The sequence below is a fragment of the Bartonella sp. HY406 genome (assembly GCF_025449315.1).
In the GTDB taxonomy this organism is placed as follows: Bacteria; Pseudomonadota; Alphaproteobacteria; order Rhizobiales; family Rhizobiaceae; genus HY038.
On the sequence record NZ_CP104893.1, the window covers coordinates 2,823,264 to 2,850,103 of the forward strand.

23 protein-coding genes are annotated in these 26,840 nt (G+C 41.0%); 13 read left to right on the top strand and 10 right to left on the bottom strand.

The genetic code is table 11. From position 1 onward, the window contains the following. Window positions 1-2: 2 nt before the first annotated feature. From N6B01_RS12010 to gshB, 9 genes are all read right to left on the bottom strand, one after another. Window positions 3-314 carry a hypothetical protein gene (locus N6B01_RS12010; RefSeq protein WP_262078954.1) on the bottom strand — a complete coding sequence of 104 codons (312 nt, stop codon included), beginning with the start codon at window positions 312-314 and terminating at the stop codon, window positions 3-5. A 374-nt stretch (window positions 315-688) separates the two neighbouring features. Next, on the bottom strand, window positions 689-1,552 hold the full coding sequence (locus N6B01_RS12015; RefSeq protein WP_262078955.1) for a cell wall hydrolase: 864 nt from the start codon (window positions 1,550-1,552) through the stop codon (window positions 689-691). A gap of 330 nt (window positions 1,553-1,882) precedes the next feature. Continuing rightward, window positions 1,883-2,566, bottom strand: a complete 684-nt coding sequence (gene phoB / locus N6B01_RS12020; RefSeq protein WP_182417997.1) for a phosphate regulon transcriptional regulator PhoB — start codon at window positions 2,564-2,566, stop codon at window positions 1,883-1,885. A gap of 272 nt (window positions 2,567-2,838) precedes the next feature. Further along, the gene (gene phoU, locus N6B01_RS12025) at window positions 2,839-3,558 is read right to left on the bottom strand and encodes a phosphate signaling complex protein PhoU (RefSeq protein ID WP_182417998.1); all 720 of its coding nucleotides are present in this window, start codon (window positions 3,556-3,558) and stop codon (window positions 2,839-2,841) included. A 19-nt stretch (window positions 3,559-3,577) separates the two neighbouring features. Next, window positions 3,578-4,336, bottom strand: coding sequence for a phosphate ABC transporter ATP-binding protein PstB (gene pstB, locus N6B01_RS12030; protein ID WP_182417999.1), 759 nt, complete (start codon window positions 4,334-4,336; stop codon window positions 3,578-3,580). A 130-nt stretch (window positions 4,337-4,466) separates the two neighbouring features. Continuing rightward, window positions 4,467-5,771, bottom strand: a complete 1,305-nt coding sequence (gene pstA / locus N6B01_RS12035; RefSeq protein ID WP_262078958.1) for a phosphate ABC transporter permease PstA — start codon at window positions 5,769-5,771, stop codon at window positions 4,467-4,469. Next, window positions 5,768-7,246, bottom strand: coding sequence for a phosphate ABC transporter permease subunit PstC (gene pstC / locus N6B01_RS12040; RefSeq protein ID WP_262078959.1), 1,479 nt, complete (start codon window positions 7,244-7,246; stop codon window positions 5,768-5,770). Before pstC ends, pstA begins: the two co-directional genes overlap by 4 nt. Window positions 7,247-7,310: 64 nt before the next feature. Continuing rightward, window positions 7,311-8,360: a substrate-binding domain-containing protein gene (locus tag N6B01_RS12045; protein WP_182418002.1), complete on the bottom strand. Its 1,050-nt coding sequence runs from the start codon at window positions 8,358-8,360 to the stop codon at window positions 7,311-7,313. A 477-nt stretch (window positions 8,361-8,837) separates the two neighbouring features. Next, window positions 8,838-9,776, bottom strand: coding sequence for a glutathione synthase (gene gshB / locus N6B01_RS12050; RefSeq protein ID WP_262078960.1), 939 nt, complete (start codon window positions 9,774-9,776; stop codon window positions 8,838-8,840). 195 nt (window positions 9,777-9,971) lie between these two features. Here gshB and N6B01_RS12055 point away from each other — a divergent pair, with 195 nt between their 5' ends. The 6 genes from N6B01_RS12055 (at window position 9,972) to N6B01_RS12080 (ending at window position 18,681) form a co-directional block, all read left to right on the top strand. Next, window positions 9,972-10,727: a molybdopterin-synthase adenylyltransferase MoeB gene (locus N6B01_RS12055; RefSeq protein WP_262078961.1), complete on the top strand. Its 756-nt coding sequence runs from the start codon at window positions 9,972-9,974 to the stop codon at window positions 10,725-10,727. Window positions 10,728-10,825: 98 nt separating this feature from the next. After that, window positions 10,826-11,788 (top strand): ribokinase, encoded by a 963-nt coding sequence (gene rbsK / locus N6B01_RS12060; protein ID WP_262078963.1) that lies wholly within the window; start codon window positions 10,826-10,828, stop codon window positions 11,786-11,788. A 477-nt stretch (window positions 11,789-12,265) separates the two neighbouring features. Beyond that, a complete protein-coding gene (locus tag N6B01_RS12065; protein WP_262078964.1) occupies window positions 12,266-14,059 on the top strand; it encodes a leucine-rich repeat domain-containing protein in 1,794 nt (597 codons plus the stop codon). A 474-nt stretch (window positions 14,060-14,533) separates the two neighbouring features. Further along, complete coding sequence (locus N6B01_RS12070; protein ID WP_262078965.1) at window positions 14,534-16,723, top strand: TonB-dependent hemoglobin/transferrin/lactoferrin family receptor; 2,190 nt, start codon at window positions 14,534-14,536, stop codon at window positions 16,721-16,723. 108 nt (window positions 16,724-16,831) lie between these two features. Then, a complete protein-coding gene (locus tag N6B01_RS12075; RefSeq protein ID WP_262078966.1) occupies window positions 16,832-17,749 on the top strand; it encodes a heme/hemin ABC transporter substrate-binding protein in 918 nt (305 codons plus the stop codon). A 194-nt stretch (window positions 17,750-17,943) separates the two neighbouring features. Beyond that, window positions 17,944-18,681: an SDR family NAD(P)-dependent oxidoreductase gene (locus tag N6B01_RS12080; RefSeq protein WP_262078968.1), complete on the top strand. Its 738-nt coding sequence runs from the start codon at window positions 17,944-17,946 to the stop codon at window positions 18,679-18,681. Here N6B01_RS12080 and N6B01_RS12085 read toward each other — a convergent pair. Beyond that, entirely contained in the window at window positions 18,678-18,896 is a 219-nt protein-coding gene (locus N6B01_RS12085) for a DUF1674 domain-containing protein (protein ID WP_262078969.1), read from the bottom strand. The two genes, N6B01_RS12080 and N6B01_RS12085, sit on opposite strands and share 4 nt — an antisense overlap. A gap of 224 nt (window positions 18,897-19,120) precedes the next feature. On the opposite strand from N6B01_RS12085, the gene htpX reads away from it, so the two are divergent. The 7 genes from htpX (at window position 19,121) to N6B01_RS12120 (ending at window position 26,742) form a co-directional block, all read left to right on the top strand. Continuing rightward, window positions 19,121-20,104: a zinc metalloprotease HtpX gene (gene htpX / locus N6B01_RS12090; protein WP_262078970.1), complete on the top strand. Its 984-nt coding sequence runs from the start codon at window positions 19,121-19,123 to the stop codon at window positions 20,102-20,104. Further along, window positions 20,101-21,528, top strand: coding sequence for an RsmB/NOP family class I SAM-dependent RNA methyltransferase (locus N6B01_RS12095; protein ID WP_262078971.1), 1,428 nt, complete (start codon window positions 20,101-20,103; stop codon window positions 21,526-21,528). Before htpX ends, N6B01_RS12095 begins: the two co-directional genes overlap by 4 nt. A 41-nt stretch (window positions 21,529-21,569) precedes the next feature. Beyond that, a complete protein-coding gene (locus N6B01_RS12100; protein ID WP_262078972.1) occupies window positions 21,570-21,956 on the top strand; it encodes an Imm8 family immunity protein in 387 nt (128 codons plus the stop codon). 172 nt (window positions 21,957-22,128) lie between these two features. Further along, complete coding sequence (locus tag N6B01_RS12105) at window positions 22,129-23,382, top strand: aminopeptidase (protein WP_262078973.1); 1,254 nt, start codon at window positions 22,129-22,131, stop codon at window positions 23,380-23,382. A 292-nt stretch (window positions 23,383-23,674) separates the two neighbouring features. Next, window positions 23,675-24,544, top strand: coding sequence for a bifunctional DNA-formamidopyrimidine glycosylase/DNA-(apurinic or apyrimidinic site) lyase (gene mutM, locus N6B01_RS12110; protein WP_262078975.1), 870 nt, complete (start codon window positions 23,675-23,677; stop codon window positions 24,542-24,544). Between the two features lie 124 nt (window positions 24,545-24,668). Continuing rightward, a complete protein-coding gene (locus N6B01_RS12115; RefSeq protein WP_410007212.1) occupies window positions 24,669-26,048 on the top strand; it encodes a M20/M25/M40 family metallo-hydrolase in 1,380 nt (459 codons plus the stop codon). 67 nt (window positions 26,049-26,115) lie between these two features. Continuing rightward, a complete protein-coding gene (locus N6B01_RS12120; protein ID WP_182418016.1) occupies window positions 26,116-26,742 on the top strand; it encodes a ribonuclease D in 627 nt (208 codons plus the stop codon). Window positions 26,743-26,840 lie beyond the last annotated feature (98 nt).

The window sequence follows — 26,840 nt, forward strand, 5'->3', positions numbered from 1 at the left end:
GCTTAAACTGCGATTTTATGGCTGACAGCCGTTGATCCTATTAAACGTTTGCGATAAATTTCTTGGTGAATATCAGCTTGCGCCACGCTACTACCATCTTTTGTATAAAGCCAATAGACCATGGCTCGCTTAGGCTCTTTATCTTTCAAAGATTTCGAGTTTGATAAATCTTCTTCATTTAATTTTTCTGGCGCAGAACAGCCAAAAGAGCCAGCCTTGTTAGTAGTTGAAATACCGAAACTAGGTGTCAAAGATAATAGCGTTAAAGCGGCACTACCTTTTAAAACAAGTCTGCGAACCATCTTATTTTGCATGCTTACATCCTCGTCCTATATTTCTAAATCGCCGTTAGATTCGCTCATAATTATCATTATTTTTCTAACTATATATTGCAATAAACGCATTTTCAGCACGCATATACAGTTCTACTATGGGATATTGAGCGCACCACATATTGGCACAGCTATCACTTTGCAATTTATCAAAAAGCGAATTCATGCATTATAATTTCGCTTAAACCTTAGCAAAAGTCGTTGAGTTGTTAAATTAATATTACAACTATCAAATGAGATGTAAAATTAATAGGCGGGCAATAGTTTATTCATTTTATCCATTATGAAAATGTTTTTAATAAATTAAAGGGCGCTTAAAGCGCCCTTTAAAAAACGATAACCATTAAATCTTAATATTATTGGTTTTGCTGTCGCAATAACATGGCACCGATGACATCAGCATGACGGGCTTCAGGAATTGCATAACCAAGGGCAACAGTCTCTTCATGCTCGGCACGCGGCGATGGCATTGGCACGGGGACATGCTCGATAATTGCTGCAACCGCATCCTGTCGCACTGCATGAGTTTGTGATTGACTAGCGATTGGTGCAGCTTCACGCATAGCAACTTGCTGCATTGCAACAGGCTTAGCTGTTTCAATGTTTTGGGCAACTGCAATGGCTTCGCTACGAGTTTCAGCTTCTTGACGGATAACGCGATCAAATTTTGGCGCTGCGCCGCTCTTTTCCTGAGCAAAGGCTAAAGCAACATTATAAGGCTGATCATTAACTGCAAGCTGCAAATTGCCATCGCGGCCACGTTTTTCATAAAACGCATTGCCACCGGCAACCAAAGTATAATGCATATTGCGATAAGGGAATTTAAGACCAGCAGTATGGAAGAACATAGCATTCTTCAATTTTTGGTGGCGTTCACCGCGCAATACGGCATCAGCAGCAGCTTGAACATCAGGCATAGCCTTAGAATTCATTGGACGGGTCAATACGCCTGGCGCAAATTGCTTAGGCTGACCAACTACGGCACAAATGGTCTTTGGATAATGACTTGAATTAACGCGGTTCATAACCACAGTACCAACAGCAATCATACCTTCACGGCTAGAACGGTTAGACTCAAAAAACATTGCGCGCTCTAAACAAGTGCGCTCACTTAATGGGTAAGAATAGGTCTTTTCACCACCAAGGCTTGCAATGCTCTTCCCACTATTGGAACAACCTGTAACAACAAGCGGAGCAAGCAATACTCCCACCAGTGCCATCCATTTCGCTTTAATTGAAAACCGCAATAGACTTCTCACTCTTTAATTTATCCAAGGCATAGTGCCGGATTACACAATCGTAATATATATGGCGAAAAAAAGGCAAAATGGCAATTTTGTCATAAAAAACACCAAATCAACGCAATATAATCGCTTTATACTCAATTTTGGCGTTATGTTCCTAAATAAAAGTTAATGACAGCACTGCGCTACAAAACCAATGCTAAAACATGTTCTTATGTTTAAGAAAGAGTTAACATCCACATATTTAATCCAATTCTAAAACAAATTATGCAATTTTAACGTAGCAAAAATCTGTTGCTCAAGCACTTATCCGAAGGAATAACCAGTGCCACGCACTGTGCGAATAAGATCTTTTTCACCAATATTAATCGCTTTACGCAACCGGCGAATATGAACATCGACCGTACGGTCATCAACAAAATTATCATTGCCCCACACTGCATCTAATAATTGCGTTCGCGTAAAGACGCGACCAGGTGCCATCATAAAAAACTCAAGCAAGCGAAATTCTGTCGGCCCTAGTTTTACTTCAACATCTTTGAAAAAAACGCGGTGCTGTTGTCGATCAAGAGTTAAATCATTATTGGACAAAACATGCGCCAAAGTACTTGGATTAACCCGCCGCAATAATGCTTTAACGCGTGCCATTAATTCTGGTATTGAAAAAGGCTTAGTCACATAATCATCAGCGCCAACCGATAATCCGCGTACACGCTCATTTTCTTCGCCGCGCGCGGTTAACATAATAATCGGCAAATGAGCGGTTGAATCACGCTGGCGCAAGCGGCGGCATAATTCTATGCCAGATAGTCCAGGTAACATCCAATCCAGCAAAACAAGGTCAGGTCGGTTTTCCTCCAACTCGAACTCGGCGTCATCTCCCCGCATAATGACTCGCACCTTATAGCCCTCAGCTTCAAGATTGTAGCGCAATAAGATTGTTAGTGCATCTTCATCTTCAACAACCGCAACTTCTGGTACTCGCGCCATATTTTCCACGTCCCTCACAAAAAACCATGAGTGGTTAATCAAACATACAATAATTCTATGGCTCAATATAATTTTTCACAGGTATTTATGCTGTGACATGCCATAACAATATTGTTCGTGATCCCCCTCATGGATATCACGTCTAAAAATCTAATATTTTAGGCCTATTAAGGGTGATTATTCACTCTAACATTTTAACGAGCTGATAATTCTATTATCACCCTTAATCCTTATATGGGAAAAGTCCACTCCCCCAATATGAAACCAAAGTCTTATTTTTGTTCCAATTCTTCCGTCACCAAAGTATGAGTTAAATCTTCGCGGTGTCGTTCATTGGTCGGATAATTACCACTGATGATATAATGAACCGTCTCAGCAATATTGGTCGCATGATCGCCAATGCGTTCAATATTCTTGGCGCAGAATAATAAATGCGTACAAGCCGTAATATTGCGCGGATCTTCCATCATATAGGTCAACAATTCACGGAAAAGCGATGTATAGATAGCATCAAGCTCTTCGTCTTTCTTGCGCACAATATCAATGCGCTCGAGCGAGCGCATGGAATAGGCATCAAGGACCTCTTTCAACTGGTTTACAGCAAGAGACGCGAAATTTTCCAAGCCACGATAAAACGAAGTTGGTTGACGATTTTCAGAAATCGCTGCAGCACGCTTGCCAATATTCTTCGCCATGTCACCAACGCGCTCCAAGTCGGCAGCAATGCGAATAGCGCCAACAACTTCACGCAAATCAATCGCCATTGGTTGGCGCTTAGCAATGATTGTCACTGCACGTTCGTCAATTTCGCGTTCAGCTTCATCAAGAATACGATCTTCCGCTACAACCTCATCAGCAAGCATTAAATCGTCGCGAATAATAGCATCGACCGAGCGTTCCACCATGCGTTCCGCATAGCCACCCATCTCGCCAATTCGTTGGGTTAAATACTGCAATTCTTCATCGAAAGAGCGAACAATATGCGTAGGCATGAGCTTTATCCCTTATAAATCAGCCAAAACGGCCCGTAATATAATCTTGAGTCCGTTGTTCCTTAGGCGATGTAAACATCATCTCAGTTTCACCAACCTCGACCAGATCACCCAGATGGAACATTGCAGTAAATTGCGAAACACGCGCCGCTTGCTGCATCGAGTGCGTCACAATAACAATTGTATAATTTTGGCGTAAATCGTCGATGAGTTCCTCAATACGGGCGGTCGCAATCGGATCAAGCGCCGAGCATGGCTCATCCATCAAAATGACCTCGGGGCTAACTGCAATAGCACGCGCAATGCAAAGACGCTGCTGTTGGCCACCAGAAAGACCCGTTCCAGGCTCTTTCAAGCGATCTTTAACCTCTTCAAAAAGACCAGCTTTAATAAGACTTTTTTCAACGATTTCATCAAGCGCGGCTGCATTTTTAGCCAAACCATGAATACGCGGACCATAGGCCACATTTTCATAAATGGATTTTGGAAAAGGATTTGGCTTTTGGAACACCATACCAACCCTTGCGCGTAGCTCTACAACGTCAATACTAGGATCATAAATATCCTCATTATCAAGGGTTAAAAGACCGGTTACGCGTGCACCGTCAATGGTATCATTCATACGATTAAGGCAACGAAGAAATGTCGATTTACCGCAACCTGATGGCCCAATCAAGGCCGTTACCATGTTTTCAGGCACATCAAGATTTACGCCATGTAACGCTTCCTTGTCGCCATAAAAGACCCGCACATCTTGTCCACGCATTTTGATATTCATCTTGGGCTCCATCAGCCATTTCCTTTAAAAGTCTATTTGCCATATAATTTTAGTTTATCCCGAACTGGCTAAAATTAACGTCAAAAATTCACTTTAATACCTTAAAATTTGGTTTTGTATCAACTGCTCACTACCAACGGCGCTCAAATCTGCGGCGCAAAATAACGGCTGTTATGTTCATCAAAGTCATAAAGGCAAGCAAAACAATAATACCACCCCATGCGCGTTCTTGAAAACCACGTTCAGCTTCAGAAATCCACATGAAGATTTGTACTGGCAATGCGGTTGCAGGATCAAAAGGCGTTACCGGATAATTGGCAACAAACGCCACCATACCAATCAGCAATAATGGTGCGGTTTCACCTAAAGCGCGTGCCATGCCAATAATTGTACCCGTTAGTACTCCAGGTGCTGCCAAGGGTAGCACGTGATGGAAAACCATTTGGGTTTTTGATGCACCCACACCAAGAGCCGCTGTGCGGATAGATGGTGGAACAGCACGCAAGGCTGAACGTGTTGCAATGATGATTGTCGGCAATGTCATCAAGGTTAAAACCAAGCCGCCAACCAAAGCTGACGAACGCGGCAAGCCCCAAGCATTAATGAAAATGGCAAGACCGAGCAGACCAAAAACAATAGAGGGAACAGCAGCAAGATTATTGATGTTTACTTCAATAATATCGTTAAACTTATTTTTCCTTGCGTATTCTTCTAAATAAATCGCTGCTGCAACACCAATTGGCAATGCAAGTACCAACACAATCAGCATCATATAAAGCGAACCAATGAAAGCAACACCAAGCCCAGCCATTTCAGGACGGCTTGATGGTGGATTAATAAAGAAGCCAGTATTAAAAGCTTTATATAGCGCACCATCCTTAGCAAGTTCATTCATCCAAGCAACTTGCTGATCACTTACTTTCCGGTTTGTTTCAGGAGCAGAAAGATCAATATGGCCTTTATAGGCTTGGTCGATATCACTTGATGCTAATACTTTTACCGTTTGGGTTGAACCGATAATGCTTGGATCCTTAGTCACCATTTCACGCAATTGCACACGGACACCATCAGAAAACATCGCATTAATCTGGCGCAATTTAGCACGGTCATCCAAGGACACGCCAAGCTGTTCAGCCAATGAGTTTCTAACCAATAGCGGATAATTAGCCGTCAGCAAAACATTTGGATTAGTCGCCCGTTGATCTTTCGGATCGATAATCGCCTTATCAAGTTTGACAGATAGGATCATGGTCGTTTGCCCAAAAACCGTATAGCCATTTGATAGAATCGAGGTCATCAAAATTACAAGAAATAATATGCCAATTGCAATTGCTGATATGCCATAGGCCTTAAAACGACGTTCGGCACGATAGCGCTTTTTTAAACCAATATCACGGCGTGGTTTTGGGGCTGCACTCATTGAGATCTCACTCATTCATATTGCTCCCGATATTTGCGCACAATGTAAAGGGCAAAAATGTTAATAACAAGGGTTATAAAAAACAGTGTAATACCGAGAGCAAAAGCAACAAGCGTTTGTGGTGAGTTAAACTCAAGGTCACCAGTTAACTGATTGACGATTTTAACCGTAATCGTAGTCATTGGCTCAAAGGGGTTTATTGAGATATTTGCCGCGACACCAGCGGCCAAAACAACAATCATCGTTTCACCAATCGCACGTGACGCTGTTAAAAGTAACGCGCCGACAATACCAGGTAAGGCGGCAGGTAATGTCACACGTTTGATTGTTTCAGATTGGGTAGCACCTAAACCATAAGAACCATCACGCATCGCTTGCGGAACAGCGTTAATAATATCATCGGATAGGGATGATACGAAGGGAATAAGCATAATTCCCATCACAAGACCTGCAGTTAACACACTTTGCGACATGATAAAGGCGTGACCACCAGCAAGTGCTGCTGAAATATCGCGCAAAAATGGTCCAACCGTTAAAAGCGCAAACAAACCATAAACAATTGTTGGAATACCAGCCAAAATTTCTAAAAGCGGCTTAACAACACTGCGCACCTTTGATGATGCATATTCTGACATATAAATAGCGGCAAAAAGCCCAATGGGCACCGCAAAAAGCATAGAGACAAAAGCAATGTAAAAAGTACCGGCGAGCAAAGGTAAAAGACCAAACTGGCCGATTGCATCAGATCCTGCAGCCGAAAAACGCGGATCCCAAACCGTACCCAAGAAAAAATTACTTAACGGCACTGACTTAAAGAAAGAAATCGTTTGGAACAGCATTGAAAACACGATGCCAACTGTCGTAAAAACGGCAATAACTGATGCTAGGATTAAACCAACTAGCACCATTTTTTCAACTTTGTTTCGAGCGCGCTGTTGAGCCTTAACACCATTTAAACCATATAGAAAACCAACAATAGTTAGCAATACGGCAAAAACATCACCAAGCATAAAAAGATTTTTGGACTTTTGCGCCCAATCAACCGCCAAAGGTACCATATAATCTTGCCCTTGCTCGGCTAAAAAAATACCTTTTTCGTTAAACTTTCTGCGGATATCTTCATATGTATTGGATTTATAGGCATCTAAATCGCCGCCTGCTTTTACAAAACCATCTGCAAGATTGCGGACCATACCCATAATAAGGCTATGATTTTGTACATTTCCTGGCTGTGATGATGCAATATCGGATGATTGAGGAATTTGAGATGAAACGCTTTGTTCTAGCGCGACCTTTACCCCCCCGTCCCAAATAGTTAATAAAATTAGTGATGGAACAATAGCCAATAACAGCGTCCACCACGCATAGTAATTTGGCCGCGAATGAAGCTTACCGCCGCTCCGTTCAATGGCAAGGGAGCGCGAACGACTAAGAATATATCCTAAGAGGCCTACACCCAAAATAACAATTATGACCCAAGAAATAGTCATCACTCGCCTTTCCCAAAAAAATCCGGCGCGAAAACATCTTCGCGCCGGCTACTCATCACTTAAATTACTTCTTAACAGCCATTACTGTACCATCTTCAAATGCTTTACGTTGTGCTTCACGCTCGCTTTCAGGCGCTGCAACAAGACCATAAGCAGCCAAAGGACCATCAGGGCCAACCATTTGGTCATCAAGGAAAAATTCTACATATTCCTTAAGACCAGGAATAACACCCAAATGCGCTTTCTTAACATAGAAGAACAATGGACGTGATACTGGATATTCGCCACTTGCAATGGTTTCAACCGATGGTGAAATGCCATCAATTGTTGCAACTTTCAAGCGATCCGCATTGTTTTCATAAAAAGCAAGACCAAATACGCCAACACCAGTTTTATTAGCAGAAATACGTGCTAGAGTTTCTGAATAATCACCATCAATATCAACGGCTTTACCGTCTTTACGCACAGCAATACAAGCTGACTTTGCAGCCTTTTCATCAATACCAGCAGCCTTCATCGCATCCAATGCGCCGCTTTCCTTACAACCTTCGGTCATAAGCTTTTCTTCAAAAACTTCACGTGTACCGTGTTTTTCGCCAGGAATATAAGCAGCAATATCCCAAGCTGGAAGATCGGCATTTACTTCATTCCATTTGGTGGCCTTATTATCAACCAATTTGCCATCAACAACAACTTGTGCTGCAAGGGCTTTATAAACATCAACTGGCTTCAATTTCCAATCTGGACCAGCAATATCGGTTGCAAAAACAATACCATCATAGCCAATACGCACTTCCTGCACATCGGTAACGCCAGCAGCAATACAAGATTCCAATTCGCTAGTTTTCATAGCACGTGACGCATTGGCAATATCAATGGTGTTTTCACCAACGCCACGGCAAAATTCTTTAATGCCAGCACCAGAACCACCTGATTCAATAACAGGAGTTTTAAAATTAGGGAATGTTTCGCCAAAAGTTTCAGCAACGATTTTTGCATAAGGCAAAACAGTTGAAGAACCAGCCACTTGAACTTGATCGCGGGCTTGCGCTGCACCAGCAGCAAAAGTAACGGCAAATGCCAAAGCGGCAGCAGTTGATAACAATCTGTTCATCCATGAACTCCTTGCATATGGACTGAAAATGTCCTGACAGTCATTTTAATCAGGTTGTAGTTCCATTTAAAAAGATGCTGTTACCGTTCTATGACAGGTTTATTACAGTTTTATGACAATTGATTTTACCAAGAATGTGTGTAGCATTTTAGAAAAACTCTCAAAATAACAATATGAAACAATAACTTGCTCGTAAACAACTAAAGAAATCCGTGCGCATATAGAATTTATTTATGACAAAATAAACGGCGCTTCATAGTTAACCAATTTTTACTGCCCCTAAGATTTTCAAAAGGCCTAAAAAGACCCAACCAACTGAAAGAATTGTAATAATCCAACTATTTAAATTCTATAAAAAGACAATATTAGCCGCACGAATAGCGTCAAAGGCAAAAATAGCGATATTACGCCTAGCATAATATCGCTATTAATATTGTCATATTTTATCCAAAAGAACTAAAAATAGTTCACAAGCTTTTATGCTCGTTTCTTGTTTTCCACACAATCCCAAAACAAGGCTGCGATATCAGCGCCGCCAAATTTGGCAACCTCACGTACACCGGTAGGTGAGGTCACATTGATTTCGGTCATATAATCGCCGATAACATCAATACCAACCAAAATAAAACCTCGTTCACGCAAGGATGGACCGATACGCGCGCAAATTTCTTGCTCGCGCTTGGTAAGTTCAGTCTTTTCAGCTCTGCCGCCAACATGCATATTAGAGCGCGAATCGCTTTCAGACGGCACGCGATTAATTGCGCCAACCGGTTCGCCATCAATCAAAATAATGCGCTTATCGCCGCCGCGCACTTCATTTAAATAGCGCTGAACAATAAAGGGCTCGGGAAACATTTGTGCAAACATTTCCAAAAGCGAGCTTAAATTACGATCATCTTTTTTAAGATGGAATACACCAGCGCCACCATTACCATAAAGCGGCTTTACAATAATATCACCAAATTCTTCTCTAAAAGCCGCAACTTCCAACGGGTCTTTAGTAATTAATGTTTGCGGCATCAAATCAGGAAATTCGGTCACAAATATTTTTTCTGGCGAATTTCGCACCCAAGCAGGGTCATTAACAACTAGAGTTTTAGGATGGATTCGCTCTAAAATATGGGTTGTGGTAATATAATTCATATCAAAAGGCGGGTCTTGACGAAGCAAAACCACATCCATTTCTGCCAAATTTGTCCGCTGCGCTTCACCAAGGGTGAAATGGTCGCCAACAATATCACGCACGCTCAACGCTTCAACCCGCGCACTCACCTCACCATCGCGTAAGGAGAGGCGATCGGGTGTATAATGGAAAAGACTATGTCCGCGTTTTTGCGCTTCAAGACATAAAGCAAAAGTCGTATCACCTGCTATATTTATGGAAGCTATATGATCCATCTGGACAGCAATTATCATTGAAACCTACCTTTTATGACCCATTTTCTAAAATAATGGTCTAATTTCTTATATTATGCTATTGTTGCTGAATATAGTAAGCGCACTTGATTTTTACAAAAATCAAGTAGAAAAGACGAACCATAGTAAAAATATATATACTCCGCAAATTCATTTTTAAAATGTATGACGTATATAATATTTCAAGGGTAGATTATGACGCAACAAAATGAAATTCAATTAAGCAATGATGAAATATCACGTTATGCCCGTCATATTGTTTTACCCGAAATTGGTGGCCTTGGCCAACAAAGACTAAAAGCTGCCAAAGTCATGGTTATTGGCGCCGGCGGTCTTGGTAGCCCAGTATTGCAATATCTTGCTGCCGCAGGCATTGGCACTATTGGCATTATTGATGATGATCATGTATCATTATCCAATTTGCAACGCCAAATTATTCATGACAGCGATAAAATTGGTGAGGACAAGGTAACAAGCGCAAAAGCCGCTCTTACAAGAATCAATCCCCATAGCACTATACATGCGATAAATGTGCGACTTACCAACCAAAATGGTCGTCAATTGCTTGAAAATTACGATATCATCGTTGATGGTTGCGATAATTTTTCAACCCGTTACCTTCTTGCAGACCTTTGCGAAGATATAAGTCGCCCTTTGGTCAGTGGCGCAATTGGTCGCTTTGATGGCTCGGTTACAGTATTAATGCCCTATAAGGATAATAATCCGCGTTACCGTGATCTATTCCCCGTAGAACCGCCAGAAGGAACAGTGCCAAGCTGCGCCCAAGCAGGCGTAGTTGGGGCGCTACCGGGCGTTATTGGCTCGCTGCAAGCTATGGAAGTGATTAAGCTTATCACTGGTGCTGGCCAGCCATTAATTGGGCGATTGCTGCTTTATGATGGGCTTAATGCACGTTTTGATACCATTTCTTATAAGCGAAAAACCACTTAAAGCTTTATTTTTTAGCAAGACAAAATAAGCCCTTACAGATATAGACAAAGAAAATCGTTTATCGATCTAGTCATTAGACACATCAAGGAGAATTGCCCATGTCCAAAGCATCTATCGCGGTTTTTGGCAGCATTAACATTGATATGACCAACCGAGTTAATGCACTGCCACAGGCGGGCGAAACCATTCATGCGCAAAGCTTTGCCATGGGCCTTGGTGGTAAAGGTGCTAACCAAGCGGTCGCAGCAAGCCGCATTACACAAGATAGCGGTATTGAAGTACGCCTTGCGGGTTGGATTGGTGATGACGCTTTGGGGAACTACGCGCGCGCTCACCTAGAGGCAACAAGTCTCAATCTTGCCGGATTAAATGTCCACCCAACTGAAATAACCGGCATTGCCTCAATCAATATCAACGAAAACGGTGAAAATACCATTGTTGTTGCAGGCGGCAGCAATATGGTACTTGGCATCAATGATGTGGATCGCATCAAACCCGTTATTGAAAACGCCAAAGTATTGATGATGCAGCTTGAAGTACCAATGGATACGGTTTTAAAAGCGGCACAAATTGTTAAAAACGCAGGCGGTATTATCATCATGGATCCAGCGCCTGCACCGCAAAGCCTGCCCGATGAACTTTATCAGCTTGCGCATGTTATGACCCCCAATGAAACGGAAACAGAAAAGCTCACCGGTATTCGCCCACATGACCGCGCATCGGCGCAAGAAGCGGCAGATGTTTTTTTAAGCCGTGGCCTTGATATTGCTATTATCAAACTAGGAAGCGAAGGCGTTTGCTACTTCACCAAGCAAGAACGTGGATTTTTACCGCCCTTTAAAGTGACTGCGATTGATAGTGTGGCAGCAGGCGACAGCTTTAATGCTGGCCTTGCAACCGGCCTTGCTAATGGTCTTGCTATTGATGAAGCTATCCGCATTGCAGGTGCAGCTGGTGCTTTAGCAACCACCAAAAAAGGCGCTTCCGAAGCTGCTCCAACTTGGCACGAAATTACCCAATTGCTAGAAAGCCAAACTGACATTAAATGCGAAAAATTTTAAGTTATAAAACGCCATAATACACATTTAGACAATCAAGCAACATGATGAATAATCGTGTTGCTTTTTTGATTGCAATTGCATATTTTTATTTTAAAATCTACCTTTCAATACTATATCGTTAAAAAGTCACAATCTAATCCGATTAATAGAAAATGTATTAATTCTATATTTTTATTTATATAGTCAAATTAGAGGTGGCAATGAAAGTTTTTTTTCAAGAATAAAATTTTTTTTATCCTTTGTTTATTGCTCATTCCCAATTTTTCTCATGGTCAAGATGCGAAATCCACTAATGACCAAGTAGGAACCGTTTTAATTGGCGATCAAACCATCGCCTTGAACAGTAGCTTTGTATATTTAACTCCCCCTGTGTCGGGTTACACGCACCAAGATTGGCAAAATCTTGCAAAACTAATACAATTGCATACACTTAATATAAAAGGCGAAGGTTTAAAATCCTTAGCCAATTTTCCTATATTGCCTAATCTGGTTGAGCTAAAAATTGAAGAAACACGTCTAGAAGACATTAGCCCTTTAAAAAATGCCCGTAATTTGAAAAGCTTGAGCTTAAGGCATATTAAAAGCCGTACAATATCCGGTTGGAGCGAGTTAACAAGCTTACAAAATCTTACAATTAATTATACTATGCTTGATGATTTTAGTTTTTTAACAAGTCTGTATCATCTCAATTATCTAAATCTTGCTGACAGTAATTTTTCTTCTCCGCGCTTGATTAGTGCAAATGCTGATATTGCCATATTAGATCTTTCAAGAACAAATGTTCGTAACATAAGATTACTAGAACATTTTAAAAATTTACAATTTCTTTGGCTAGACGGCTTAGAACTTGGCAAACAAAACCTTCCGTCATTCAAGAACACAGCCCTCACCTATTTGAGTATGAGTGAAGTGAAAGTTGAAGATCTGAATTTTTTAAAACGATTTCCACGTTTAAATTATCTCAACTTAACGGACGTTATAGTGGACGATTATGCTCCAATAGCCGATTTACCTGATCTTACAACCTTAATTCTTACGGGAACAAAAATTGACGATTTGAGTTATTTTAAACAAAAAAATTTAAAAACCCTCCTCCTTAATGATACAAAAATAAGCAATTTAAATAAACTTCCCTATTCTTATTACACGCTTAATCATTTAGATTTGCGCGGCACTCTTGTGGAAGATGCAACACCCCTTAAAAAAATCAATTGGCTAGATTGGCTGCTATTGTCCAATAGCAAAATTAAAGATCTTTCCCAAATACCAGTCTCTAAATATCTTGACCTACGGGGTTTTGATGATGCCAGCTTAGCTAGTACACGCTTGCATTATTATTATATTGCAACCCAATTACCTAATATTATACATGGTAAAGCACCGAGCAATAATCGTGAAACCAATTTTATTTATAATCCCGAAGCTCTCATCGACGAAGAATATTTCATACCTTCAGAACAAACAGATGATTTTGTTCACCAAAAACGCGGCGATAAAAAAATACAATTTATGGGCGGAGATTTTTGGGTAGACCATGAAGATATTACAGTTTGCTATAAGCCCGAAAAATTAGAATATCCACTTAGTCACTTTTGCCATAATAAAAACTACTCCGACAAGCCTTTACAAACAGACCAATTATTAACCAAAGCAGAGCTTGCAAAATTAACAGAATTCAAAAATCTCAAAAAATTGCAACTTATTAATTTTCCAAATTTTGATCCTAGTGAATTACCAACCATTCATAACCTAGTTGTGCTAGATCTTAACCGCACGAAAATCACAAAAGATAAGCCATTTAATCACCAAGAAAAAATTCAATTTCTTATTCTTGACGAGAGTGAAATAAAGGATTTAGTTCTTATTAGCAGTTTTACCAGCCTTAAAGTCTTAAGTTTACGCCATACACCTTTAACTAGCCTTGTTGGTCTTGAAAATGTTTCCAAGCTTGAAGCGCTTGATCTTTCATTCACCAAAATAAAAGATTTTAAAAACCTAGAAAATTTAACTAAACTTGAGACATTATTATTGGCAAATACTGCCTTTAATAAGCTATCCATTCTTAACAAAATGGGGAGGCTAACCAATATTGACCTAAGCAATGTAGCTGCACTAGATCTTAGTGATTTAAAAACAAAGACGATGAAGATTAAAATAGGTATAGCCGAAGAAAAGCTTACTCCCTTATATCACAACGAAAAGGAGCTAGTGCCTCACAATTTTCTAGACGATCCATTTTTTTATCGTCCAAATGATGTCCGTAAATTTTAAGTTCATTGTTTAATCAATAAATGCATTAATCTTACCAATGATAAACTTCATAAATCCAAACTATTTTTGAAGCACAAGAGAATTGCACTTCCAAGTAAGCAATTCAGCACAATAAAAAATCAGGGCGATAAAAATGATCAACATGGATTGATCTTATTAAAAGGTAAAATGCCGCTCTGTGCGCACGCGACTTTTTGGCGCAGATATAACAAAATAAACCCAAAAATCTGCGCTTTTTATAACTTTATTTCTAATTTAAAAAAGTGCTTTTTAATTTATATCTTGACTAACTTTATCATGTTTGATAGCCAAAATAAAAATAAATATAGGCTAGATAAAAGTTTATCTCGATAGTTGTCGAAAAATAAGAGTTTGTATTACCTAGTCATATTTAAGTTATGATCGTTTATATAGCCCGTTAAAAATCTAATTAATGACTATATTTACTTAACTTGATTTATTGGTGATAGTAAAATGATAAAAATCAAACCTAGATTTAAAACAAAAGTTCTATTAACCACATTTTTGACATTATCAATATTTTATGAAATTGCTACATTTCCAGCAATAGCGGCACAAGAAACTGAACTTGACACCGTTGTTGTGGAAGCTGAAAAAAACCAAAATATAAAAAATAAAGGTGTTTTAACCGATACGGTTACATCCAAAGACATTGAAAATAAGCAAGTTGATAATGTCAACGATATTTCTCGGCTTGATCCAGCAATCAATTATAATCGTCAAAATGACAGTTTTAATATTCGCGGTCTTGATGGCAATCGTGTCACCACCATGATTGACGGCATACCTATTCCTTGGCTTGATGATATTACACGTGGTGTAAGGGGTGGGGCGTCAGCCTTTGATTTTGGTAGTTTATCAGCAATTGATATTGGCAAAGGAGCAGATTCAAGTATTTACGGTTCTGGCTCGCTAGGCGGCATTGTGTTAATGCGCACCTTAGACCCTGAAGATCTTATTAAAGACAATAAAAATTGGGGATCAATTACCAAAGGTAGTTACGATTCAGCCAATCGCAGTTGGCACATTAACGAAGCTTTCGCAGTTAAATTTAATCAAACTTATATGCTGTTTCAAGGCGGCTATGTTGGCGGCAAGCAACGCGCAAATAATGGCGATGATGGCGGTTATGGCGTATTGCGCAGCATGCAAAACCCTGAAGACTTCTCTAGCAAAAACTACTTATTTAAGATTCATCAATATATTAACGATCAACACCGCTTGGGCTTTACCGCAGAGCGTTTTGACAATGACCGTGACACATGGGTGCTAAACCAAGCAAGCGCTCAATATAAACCAGCGAGCACCTATCAAGAACAAAATCGCAAGCGTGAGCGTTATTCAGCTTCATATGATTATTATGGCAATGGTGATGGTTGGTTAGATCGTGCCCGCATCATTGGCTATTGGCAAGAAAATAGTGCAAGTTCTGGAACCGAACAAATTCGATTAACCACACCCAAAGGGGATTTTTATCGAATTTCCAATACGCAAAATCGAGATTACGGCTTAACATTTGATGCAATGAAGGTATTAAATTTTGAGCACGTGACCCATACTTTGCGCATTGCAGGTAACGGCTCGTCTTCGCGCTTTGAGCAATATACAACGGGTCATGATACTTGCCCACCGCCACCCTATCGTCCACCCTATATGATGTGCAAATTTTTACTTAGCGACCAATCTGAAATACCAACTACCCGTTCAACAAGTTGGGGCATAAGTATTGAAGATGAAATGGCATTTTTGAACAATCGCCTAAGAATTACCCCTGGCGGTCGGTTTGACTGGTTTAAACATAAGCCCTCAGCCACCAAAGGCTTTGAATCCAACGTATTTTTCCATGGCTATGCAGCAGAGGTTAGCGATTCGCACTTTTCACCCAAATTACGTGGCGAATGGGATGCAACCGATAATATCATGCTTTATGCGCAGTGGGCACAAAGTTTTAGGGCGCCCAGTTCATCGGAACTTTACTTAGAGTTCGCCAATCCTGGCATTTATCACCTTTATGGCAATCCTAACTTGAAGCCTGAAATTGGCAATGGCTTTGATATTGGTGCAAAATATACAAGTCACAACTGGGGTGGTTCGCTTGGACTATTTAGCAATTATTATAAAAATTTTATCGGCCGCAAAGAACTTGGACCATCGCTTATGTTTCCAAGCGGTGAGGCTGTTTATATAAACCGCGCTAAGGTTCGTATTTCCGGCGTAGAAGCAAAAGCCTATTGGCAAATAACTTCCAATTGGCGCACAGATTTCACCCTTGCTTATATGGAAGGCAAGGATCGCGAAACGGACGAATATTTAAATTCTATTCCCCCCCTTAAAGGAACGCTTGGTCTTGGCTATGCCCAAGAAATATGGGGCGCGGACATAAGAATGACGGCGGCGTCAAAACGCAACCGTGTAGAAAACAAGTCGGATTACGCCAAAGCACCCGGCTATGCCGTTTTTGATATTAATGGTTGGTGGCGTCCGCTTGGTGAAAAAGGGTCAAAATTACAAGCAGGTATTTATAACATATTTAATAAAACCTATTGGAATGCACTCGATCTACCATCAAGCGCCAATTATAAAAAAGCTTATTATAGCGAGCCGGGGCGCAATTTTAAAATCTCATTTGTGCAAGAATTTTAGCCAATAACGTAACAAAGGGCAAAGCCTTGGACATTTAACAAACCTGCAAGACACAGCGATAAACAAAGTGTCCTGCTTCACATGCCGCAAAAATGAAAAGGATAGGTTATGACAAAAACACTTAAGACTGTTACCAAAAACCGAATTTTTAAAACTTTTATGCTTGCGGCATTTGCACTGGCGACGAATAGTCAACCGTCTTTAATACAAGCTAGCGAAATCTTGATTAATGATAATGCTAAATTAGTATCCATCGGCTGGCCCGTTACTGAGACCATTATTGCCCTTGGTGATAAAGATCGCTTAGTCGGTGTTGATAAGCGCAGCACATTTATGAAGGAGGGACGCGATCTTACAAATATTGGCGCTGCCGCAACTATTGACCTTGCTGCAATTAAAAAAGTTGATGGCCAAACTGTATTGGCTTTAGAAGGCGCTTTAAATAAGGATAATTTAACCTCTATTGAAAACAACAAGATTCCAGTTCTTATTATTCCAGATGATCACAGTGAAGATGGTGTCATTGAAAAAATTAGTTTTATTGGCCATGCACTTAATCATGAAGATAAGGTCAATGAGTTAATTGCGCGGATAAAAAACGACTTTAATAAAGCAAATAGCATAAAGGCTGAACTTACCACTAAGAAAAAAGTGCTTTTTCTGTTGACTGTACCTTCAGGCGACAAGGAAGTTGGCCCCATATTCATGGCAGGTAAAAACACCCCCGCCAATGACATTATTGTTCTTTCAGGCGGAGAAAATGCCGCCGCCAATCTTGAATCCTATGTACCTTTAGATAAAGAACAAGTAACTAAAATGGCACCCGACCTTATTTTATCTATGAGCAATGATGGCTTCCCAACGGTTGAAACATTGCTAGAGCAAGCGCCATTGCAAGATACTCCGGCAGTTAAGAATAAAGATCTCTTACGGCTGGATGGTTTAAAGCTACTTGGCTTTGGCCCCGATACCGGTATCATCATGCAGGAGATCGCCCAAAAATTGGTAGATATCCAAAATCGTTAATTTAAGTTATGTAAGACAAATATATAAGCAAGGGTATTGTTAGCTTAAACCGGCAAACAATACACTTGCTTTTATTAGGTTGATTGATAGGATTTACCACAAATTCTCTAAGAAATTATTATATGGTTCGAATTTCTAATAGTTAATAATCCAAATCAGTTATTCGTTTCTAAAAAAGTAAAGGGAGGGTAGCAATGAGATTTAAAGACAAAAAAATCATAATAACCGGCGGAACAAGCGGCATGGGGCTTGCTGGTAGCGAGCGAATTATAAAAGAAGGTGGAAATGTTTTACTAACGGGAAGAAATACAAATTCTATTGAAAAAATTTCTAAACTACTTCCCACAAATAGTATAGTTATTCAGAATGATGCATCATCAAATATTGATATAGAAAACCTAACCAAGACCGTTGAAAAATGGGGCCGCATTGATGGTATTTGGTTTAATGCAGGCATTGCCGCTTTAGATAATATATCGGATATAGACTTGGCATCATTAGATGAGATGATTGCTGTCAATGTAAAAGGGCCGATGGCTCAACTTGCGCATCTATTACCCCTATTAAATGACGGCGCTTCAATTGTATTAACCTCATCTAGCTCCGCCTATGAGGGCGCAGCATTGACCAGTCGCTATGCGGCAACAAAAGGCGCTGTTATTGCAATGATGCGGAGCTGGGCAAGCGCACTCGCACCAAGGCAAATTAGAGTCAATACAATAATTCCTGGCCCGATTGAAACCAATTTTCGAAATTTTTTATCGCAAGATATGCGTGATAAATTTGAAAAAACAGTCATAAGCCAAGTTCCATTGGGGCGCATCGGCACTGCAGATGAAGCAGCCGCAGTAGCTTTATTTTTATTGTCTAGTGATGCCTCTTTTGTAACATCAAGCCAATATGCCGTAGATGGTGGGCTTATTGGATATTAAAAATCGATAGCGCGGCCTTTAATTTCCCAATCACCATAACGCGCCGGATCATGACCACCGCGCCCACCAAGTTCTCGCTTCGCCTTTTCAGCGGCAAGGGCTGCCTGCTCACGGCGCTTTTGTGCTTCGGCTAAAGCGCGTTTTGCTGCCGGTGGAACGAGCTTTTCCTCAGCCCCATCATCATCTTTATTGATTATTTGCTGTTCTTCAGTCATTTTTTCACCAATCCATTGAAAAAATTCTTACAAATCCACATTTTATATAAAATTGGTAAATCTTGCCAGCTTATTTTTTAACGACAAGCATAGGAATATTCCTATGCTTCAAATAATCGCAAAAACTGCCCTTATTAGGCATTTTTTGGTCATTATAATATAATAAGTGGGTAAGTAGATTTACAAAATGCGAACAGAAACGAATTAACGATGGAGTTTTGTTGATGAACATTATTCGGACCGCCATGCTTTTAGCATTCATGACGGCCCTTTTCATGGGTGTAGGTTATATTATCGGTGGCCCTTCGGGCATGATGATTGCCTTTGTGATTGCAGCTGGCCTTAACCTGTTTTCTTATTGGAATTCAGATAAAATGGTGTTGCGCATGTATGGTGCCCGTGAGGTTGATGCGCGATCAAACTCTGAATATTACAATATTGTCAGCGATTTAGCTCGCAAAGCTGGCTTGCCACAACCACGCGTTTATATTATGGAAAACCCGCAACCCAATGCTTTTGCAACGGGTAGAAATCCACAAAATGCAGCGGTTGCAGCAACAACTGGGCTATTAAACAGCCTAACACCGGAAGAAATTGCTGGCGTTATGGCGCATGAGCTTGCCCATGTGCAAAATCGTGATACTTTAACCATGACAATTACCGCAACGATTGCTGGTGCTATTTCAATGCTGGCAAATCTTGCCTTTGTTTTTGGTGGTAATCGCGATTCCAACGGCAATTCTACCAATCCACTTGGGATAATTGGAACGGTGATTATCATGTTTGTTGCGCCTTTTGCTGCGATGCTCGTACAAATGGCAATTAGTCGTACCCGTGAATATGCTGCTGACAGACGCGGCGCAGAAATTTGCGGCAATCCTTTATGGCTTGCATCGGCTTTAAACAAAATTGCTCGCGGCGCCCATGAAGTGGTTAATGACGAAGCCGAACATAATCCTGCAACCGCCCATATGTTTATTATCAACCCATTATCAGGTCGTGGAACAGATAATCTCTTCTCAACCCACCCCAATACTGAGAATCGTATTGCAAAATTGCGTGAAATGGCTCAAGAGATGGGAACACAGTCAAACAGCACCTTCGATATGCGCAGCAATAGCCCAAGGCAAACCATGCGCAAAACTGTTGAGCGGCCAAGCTGGATGAAAGTTAAAAAAGATAATAAGCCAAGAGGTCCATGGTCTTGAACAACGCCAAAGCGCAAAAAAGCAATAATCAGAAGCCAAAACGCGATAGTAACAAACAAGATCGCCAGCCCAAAGTGGCTGGCATCGCCGTTCGCCAAGCAGCCTTGCGTATGCTTGGCGCAGTGATTGACAAGGCAACCTCGCTTGATGGCTTAACCGATAATGAGCATGGCCACCCACAATATTTAGCACTAGATATGCGTGACCGCTCTTTGGTACGGGCAATTTTGGGTGCCGCTTTAAGAAATCGCGGTGCTATTGATAATGCGATTGACCAATTTGTCGATAGGCCATTGCCGCAAAATGCCAGTGCTTTAAAACATCTTATTCATATTAGTGCCGCGCAAATTCTTTATCTTGATGTGCCGGATCATGCGACAATTAATCTTGCTGTCACAATTGCCAAATTTGATCCGCGCCTTACCCGTTTTTCTGGCCTAGTAAATGCTATTTTACGCCGCTTTACCCGCGAAAAAGATGCAATTTTACAGCACGATGATGTTCTATCCAATGTGCCTTTATGGTTTGCGCAAATGCTTGAGCGTGATTACGGTAAAAAAAAAGCCCAAGATATCATTAAGGCACAAGCCTATGAGCCGCCTTTGGACATCACAGCAAGTGGTGATGTTGAAGCAATAGCACAAGAGCTTGGCGGCGAAGTGCTGCCTTTCCTATCTATCCGAATTGCTGAAATTGATTGCTCTATTCCAGAATTACCGGGCTTCAGCCAAGGTAAATGGTGGGTGCAAGATGTTGCAGCAAGCCTACCAGCCCGCTTAATGAAGGCTGATAAAGGGCAAAATATTGCCGATTTATGTGCGGCCCCTGGTGGTAAAACCGCGCAGCTTGCCAGTACTGGGGCAAATGTGACTGCGGTTGACGCCTCGACAAATCGCATGAAACGGCTCATTTCCAATATGGAACGTTTAAACTTAAATGTTGCCACTTATAATGGCGAATTGCAGGATTTTAAACCAGAACAGCCTTTTGATGCACTATTGCTTGATGCGCCCTGCTCATCAACTGGCACTATTCGCCGCCATCCCGATGTATTGTGGACAAAATCCCTTGATGAAATCGGCAGGCTTGCAGATTTACAATTGCAACTTTTAGAAAAAAGCATTGATCTGGTTAAAATTGGCGGCACGATATTATTTTCCAACTGTTCTTTAAGCAAAAGAGAAGGCGAAAGACTGGTTACTAAGTTTTTGAAAAACCGCACTAATGTTGCGCTTATTCCCTTCACCGTTGAAGAACTTTGCCAAAGCTTTAATAATACGTCCGATGAGGCTAAAAATATTTATGCAAATATTTTAACCGATGAAGGATATTTGCGCACGACGCCTGCCGATTTACCCAATGAAAATCCAAAACTTAGTGGCATGGATGGTTTTTTTGCCGCCCGTTTTAAGCGTTTAAGTTAAGGGTGAAAGCGAAACTTTTGATTTTATCTTAGGTTTTTAAAATGCCCAAAAAATACACAAAATTAATAAGCAAACAGATTGAAATCAAAGGCTTCCATTGTTCAGATATTGATAATCTTGAAAAATGGAAGCCACTTGATAATTGTGTCTTTTATTCACTTGACATGTATATTGGCTATAGGGGTGAAGATGGCTGTGATATTTATAGCGTGATGATTGCAACAAGAGAGGGCATTGCCCAATTAAAACACAACCACTTGGATCATCCTTATAAAATCATTTTAATTGAGAAATATAGCTGGCAAAAGGTCAAAGATATTATTCAAAATATATTAGACAATGCAAAGCAGATCATTAGCCAGATAGATGCTCAGCTTTATTTATGCCAATATTTTTCATGGGAATATGAGGGCATGATTAATCGATAGGCGCTTATTTGTCATTGATAAATGAGAAAATTGGCGGTGGAGAATAAAATGATGAAAAAGCTTTTCCATACCGCAATAGACATTGTTATTTGATATTTAAGCATTGCATTTCATTGGCTTTCAGCGATATTAATTTTAGCCAATAATTTGCAATAAAAAAGAGGTCAAATCCATGCAAGAAAATAAGACAATTATTGATGAAACAAAGCTTGACCGTTTAGCAGAAGTTGCGGTGAAAGTTGGGCTTGGCTTAAAAGAAGGACAAGATGTTGTCTTAACCGCGCCGATTGCAGCATTGCCTTTGGTGCGCCGCATTGCCCATCATGCCTATAAGGCTGGTGCAGGCGTTGTGACCCCTTTTTTTGGTGACGAGGTTTTAAGCCTAGAACGTTTCCATAACGGCCATGATGCAAGCTTTGACCGCGCCGCTTCATGGCTTTATGAAGGCATGGCAAAAGCTTTTGAAAATGGCGCAGCTCGCCTTGCCATTGCTGGAGATAATCCGCTTTTACTTTCTAACGAAGATCCTGAAAAAGTATCGCGTCTTAACAAAGCAACCTCACTTGCGTATCAACCAGCGCTTGAAAAAATTGCTGGTTTTGATGTGAATTGGAATATTGTTTCCTATCCCAATCCATCATGGGCAAAAGTTGTTTTTCCCCAGTTGAGTGAAGATGAAGCCACCCATCAATTAGCGGAAGCTATTTTTAAAGCAAGCCGTGTTGATAATGATGGTGCGGTTGAAGCTTGGCAACGCCATAATGCCAATTTACGTCTGCGCAGTTCATGGCTCAATGGGCAAAATTTTTCTGCGCTGCATTTTAAAAGCGCAATGACTGATTTAACTGTAGGCCTCGCCGATGAGCATGAATGGCATGGCGGTGCATCCATGGCTAAAAATGGTATTATTTGCAATCCAAACATTCCAACTGAAGAAGTATTTACCACCCCCCATCATAGCCGTGTTGATGGTTATGTGCGCTCAACAAAGCCCTTGTCGCACCAAGGCAGCTTGATTGATGATATTTTCATGCGTTTTGAAAATGGCAAAGTGGTTGAAGCAAAAGCATCTAAAGGTGAAGCTGTTTTAAACAAGGTACTTGATACCGATGAAGGTGCCCGCCATTTAGGTGAAGTTGCCCTTGTGCCTCATTCTTCGCCAATTTCCGCAAGTGGTTTATTATTCTATAATACCTTGTTTGACGAAAATGCCGCTTGTCATATTGCGCTTGGTCAATGCTATTCCAAATGCTTTAAGGATGGCGCATCGTTAAGTGCTGACCAAATTGCAGCACTTGGCGGCAATCGCAGCTTTATTCATATTGATTGGATGATTGGCGGCAAAGATATGGATATTGATGGCATTAAGGCCGATGGTAGCCGTGTTGCTGTCTTCCGCCAAGGTGAATGGGCATTTAACGTTTAATGCTATAACGCAAAAAAATAGCGGATGAAAAAATCATCCGCTAAAAAAAAGCAAAGGCCGGGAAATGGAGTGCCCGACCTTTTGTCAAGCTTTGCCAGTACATCCGTGGTCAAAGCCATGACAATAACACCGATGATTTGCTTTTCGCATAGATTTATTGCATTCATATGACAGATTGACCACCTATTGAATAAAACTAACGAATAATATGCCGAGCAGTCTATAATTATTCGTGACAATATTTTTTTACGAAACCAAATACGCTCACTACAATAGGAATTAGGGACTATAAATGCCAGAACTACCCGAGGTTGAAACGGTCCGTAGCGGTCTTGCACCAGATCTTGAAGGCGCACATATCGACTATATTAAAACCAGTGATAAAAAATTGCGTTTGCCCTATGCAGAAAATATGAAAGACCTCATTAAAGGGCAAAAAATCCGTTCCTTAACACGGCGTTCTAAATATCTTGTTATCCATCTTGATGGTGGCTTTTTTATTGTTAGCCACTTGGGCATGTCGGGCTCATGGCGGCTGCGTCAAAGCGGTGATGATGCACCAAAAGATAAAATAGTCGCCCATGACCATGTCATTTTAGGGCTTAATAAAGACGGAAAAACTTTTGAGGCTGTTTATAATGATCCGCGCCGTTTTGGTTTCTTCACCCTTGAGCTAGACACAAATTTTGCGGATTATGCAGCATTTAAGAAACTAGGCATTGAGCCCTTAGGCAACGTATTATCAGGCGACTATCTGCGCGTTGCCTTTAAAAATAAGAAAGCACCCCTTAAAGCCTTATTATTGGATCAAAGCATTATTGCTGGCCTTGGCAATATTTATGTGTGCGAATCCCTATGGCGGGCGGGCCTATCGCCGCAATTAAGCGGTGAACATTTAGCCAATGGTAGTGAATTTGCGTTGCAAAAAAGTGAAGCATTAGCCATTGCCATTAAGGATGTTATTGCTGAAGCAATTAAAGCTGGTGGCTCGACCTTGCGTGACTATCGCCATGCGGATGGTTCACTTGGCTATTTCCAACATAATTTTGCTGTTTATGGTCGTGAAAACCAACCATGCACCAATTGTGGCACAATCATTTCACGCATTGTACAATCGGGTCGCTCAACCTTTTATTGTTCATCTTGCCAAGATAATGGTTGAAGATCAATTTATTTGATCACGAAGATGATAGGCCCAAGCTTATTTTTAACTGCGCACTTGCTTGAAGTGTTTTTTTTAGCTTTAATACTGCTTAATTATTTAACAATTTTTGGAAAGTGGATTTATGATGCTGGAAAATGTTCTTAAACGCCTTGATGGTAATCTTGATCAAAGCCTTGAACGGCTATTTGATTTGTTAAGAATTAAATCTATTTCCACCGACCCTGCCTTTAAGGAAGATTGTAAAAAAGCTGCTGATTGGCTGGTAGAAGATCTAAAATCTATTGGCTTTGAAGCATCGCGCCGCGATACGACCGGCCACCCAATGGTGGTTGCCCATCATGCAGGCCCAAGCGAAAACTGCCCTCACGTGTTGTTTTACGGTCATTACGACGTTCAGCCAGTTGATCCGCTTGCCCTTTGGGAGGATGATCCGTTTGACCCAAAAGTGAAAGAGCGCGATGGGCAAAAAGTTATTACTGGTCGTGGCTCATCTGATGATAAGGGTCAGCTTATGACCTTTGTTGAAGCTTTGCGGGCTTTTAAAGCAGAAACTGGGCAATTACCTGTTGCAGTTACCATTTTATTTGAAGGTGAAGAGGAATCGGGTTCCCCTTCCTTAAAGCCATTTTTAGAAAGCCATCGCAATGAATTGCGCGCTGATTTTGCCCTTGTTTGTGATACATCCATGTGGAATGAGACAACGCCTTCCATTTCAGTTGGCTTGCGCGGTCTTGTGGGCGAAGAAATTATTGTAAAAGCTGCCAATCGTGATCTTCATTCAGGCTATTATGGCGGTGCCGCCGCTAACCCTATCCGCATTTTGAGCAAAATTCTTGCTGATGTGCATGATGAAAATGGCGCAGTGACTATTGCCGGCTTTTATGATGGTGTTGAAGAAACCCCTACCCAAATTTTAGCACAATGGGACAATCTTGGTCTTGGGCCAAAAGAATTTTTAAATCCTGTTGGCCTGTCTTTCCCAAGCGGTGAAAACAATCGCAGTCTGCTTGAACTTATCTGGGCGCGTCCTACTGCCGAATTTAATGGCATTAGCGGTGGCTATGAAGGGGAAGGCTTTAAAACCGTTATTGCTGCACAAGCATCGGCTAAAATCTCTTTCCGTCTTGTCCATAAGCAAGACCCGATCCAAATTCGCAACGCTTTCCGCAAATTTGTTAAAGAACGCATTCCTGCTGATTGCTCGGTTGAATTTATCGAGCATGGCGCTTCCCCTGCTATTCAATTGCCTTATGATTCCGCAATTGTTTCCAAGGCTAAAATTGCCCTATCGCAAGAATGGGGTAAGCAAGCAGAATTGGTTGCCATGGGCGGCTCTATTCCAATTGTTGGCGATTTTCAAGATTATTTAAAAATGGAATCCCTGCTTGTCGGCTTTGCTCTTGACAGTGACTGCATCCATTCACCCAATGAAAAATATAATTTGATCTCTTTTCACAAGGGGCAACGTTCTTGGGCACGTATTTTGGCGGCACTTGCTTAATATTTCAAGCCGTGCAAAGAACAGCTTTGCACGGCATATTTAATAACCATGTTTTAGGAAAAATTTGATGACTGATATTCGTGTTCATCGGGGTGATTTGCCAAATCTCGACCATTATAAAAATGTTAAGGCAGTTGCTATTGACACCGAAACTTTGGGGTTGCAACCTCATCGTGACCGTTTATGCGTTGTACAAATTTCCCCTGGCGATGGTACTGCCGACGTTATTCAAATTGCTAAGGGACAAAAAACTGCACCTAATTTGGTGAGCCTTTTAAAAAATCAAGAAATTGAAAAAATCTTCCATTTTGGCCGCTTTGATATTGCCGTTTTAAGCCTTGCTTTTGATACGGAAGTAAAGCCAGTATTTTGCACTAAAATTGCGTCAAAACTTACCCGTACCTATACCGATCGCCATGGCTTGCGCGACATTTGCATTGAATTATTGGATGTTACAATTTCCAAGCAGCAGCAATCATCTGACTGGGCAGCCTTTGAATTAACGCCAGCGCAAATCGAATATGCGGCATCTGACGTCCTCTACTTACATCGCTTACGCGCAATTTTGGTAGAACGCCTTGCCCGCGAAGGCCGCACAAATGTTGCAAAAGCCTGTTTTGAGTTTTTGCCATCAAGAGCAGAGCTCGACCTTATGGGCTGGTCTGAAAGTGATATCTTTTCCCATAGCGCTTAAAAATCTATCTATTTGCTTTTAGAGCGTTTTCCGAAAAGTGTGAAGCGGTTTTCGGACAAAAAACGCGGTGTAAACAATGTATTAGAGCGCGGATTTGA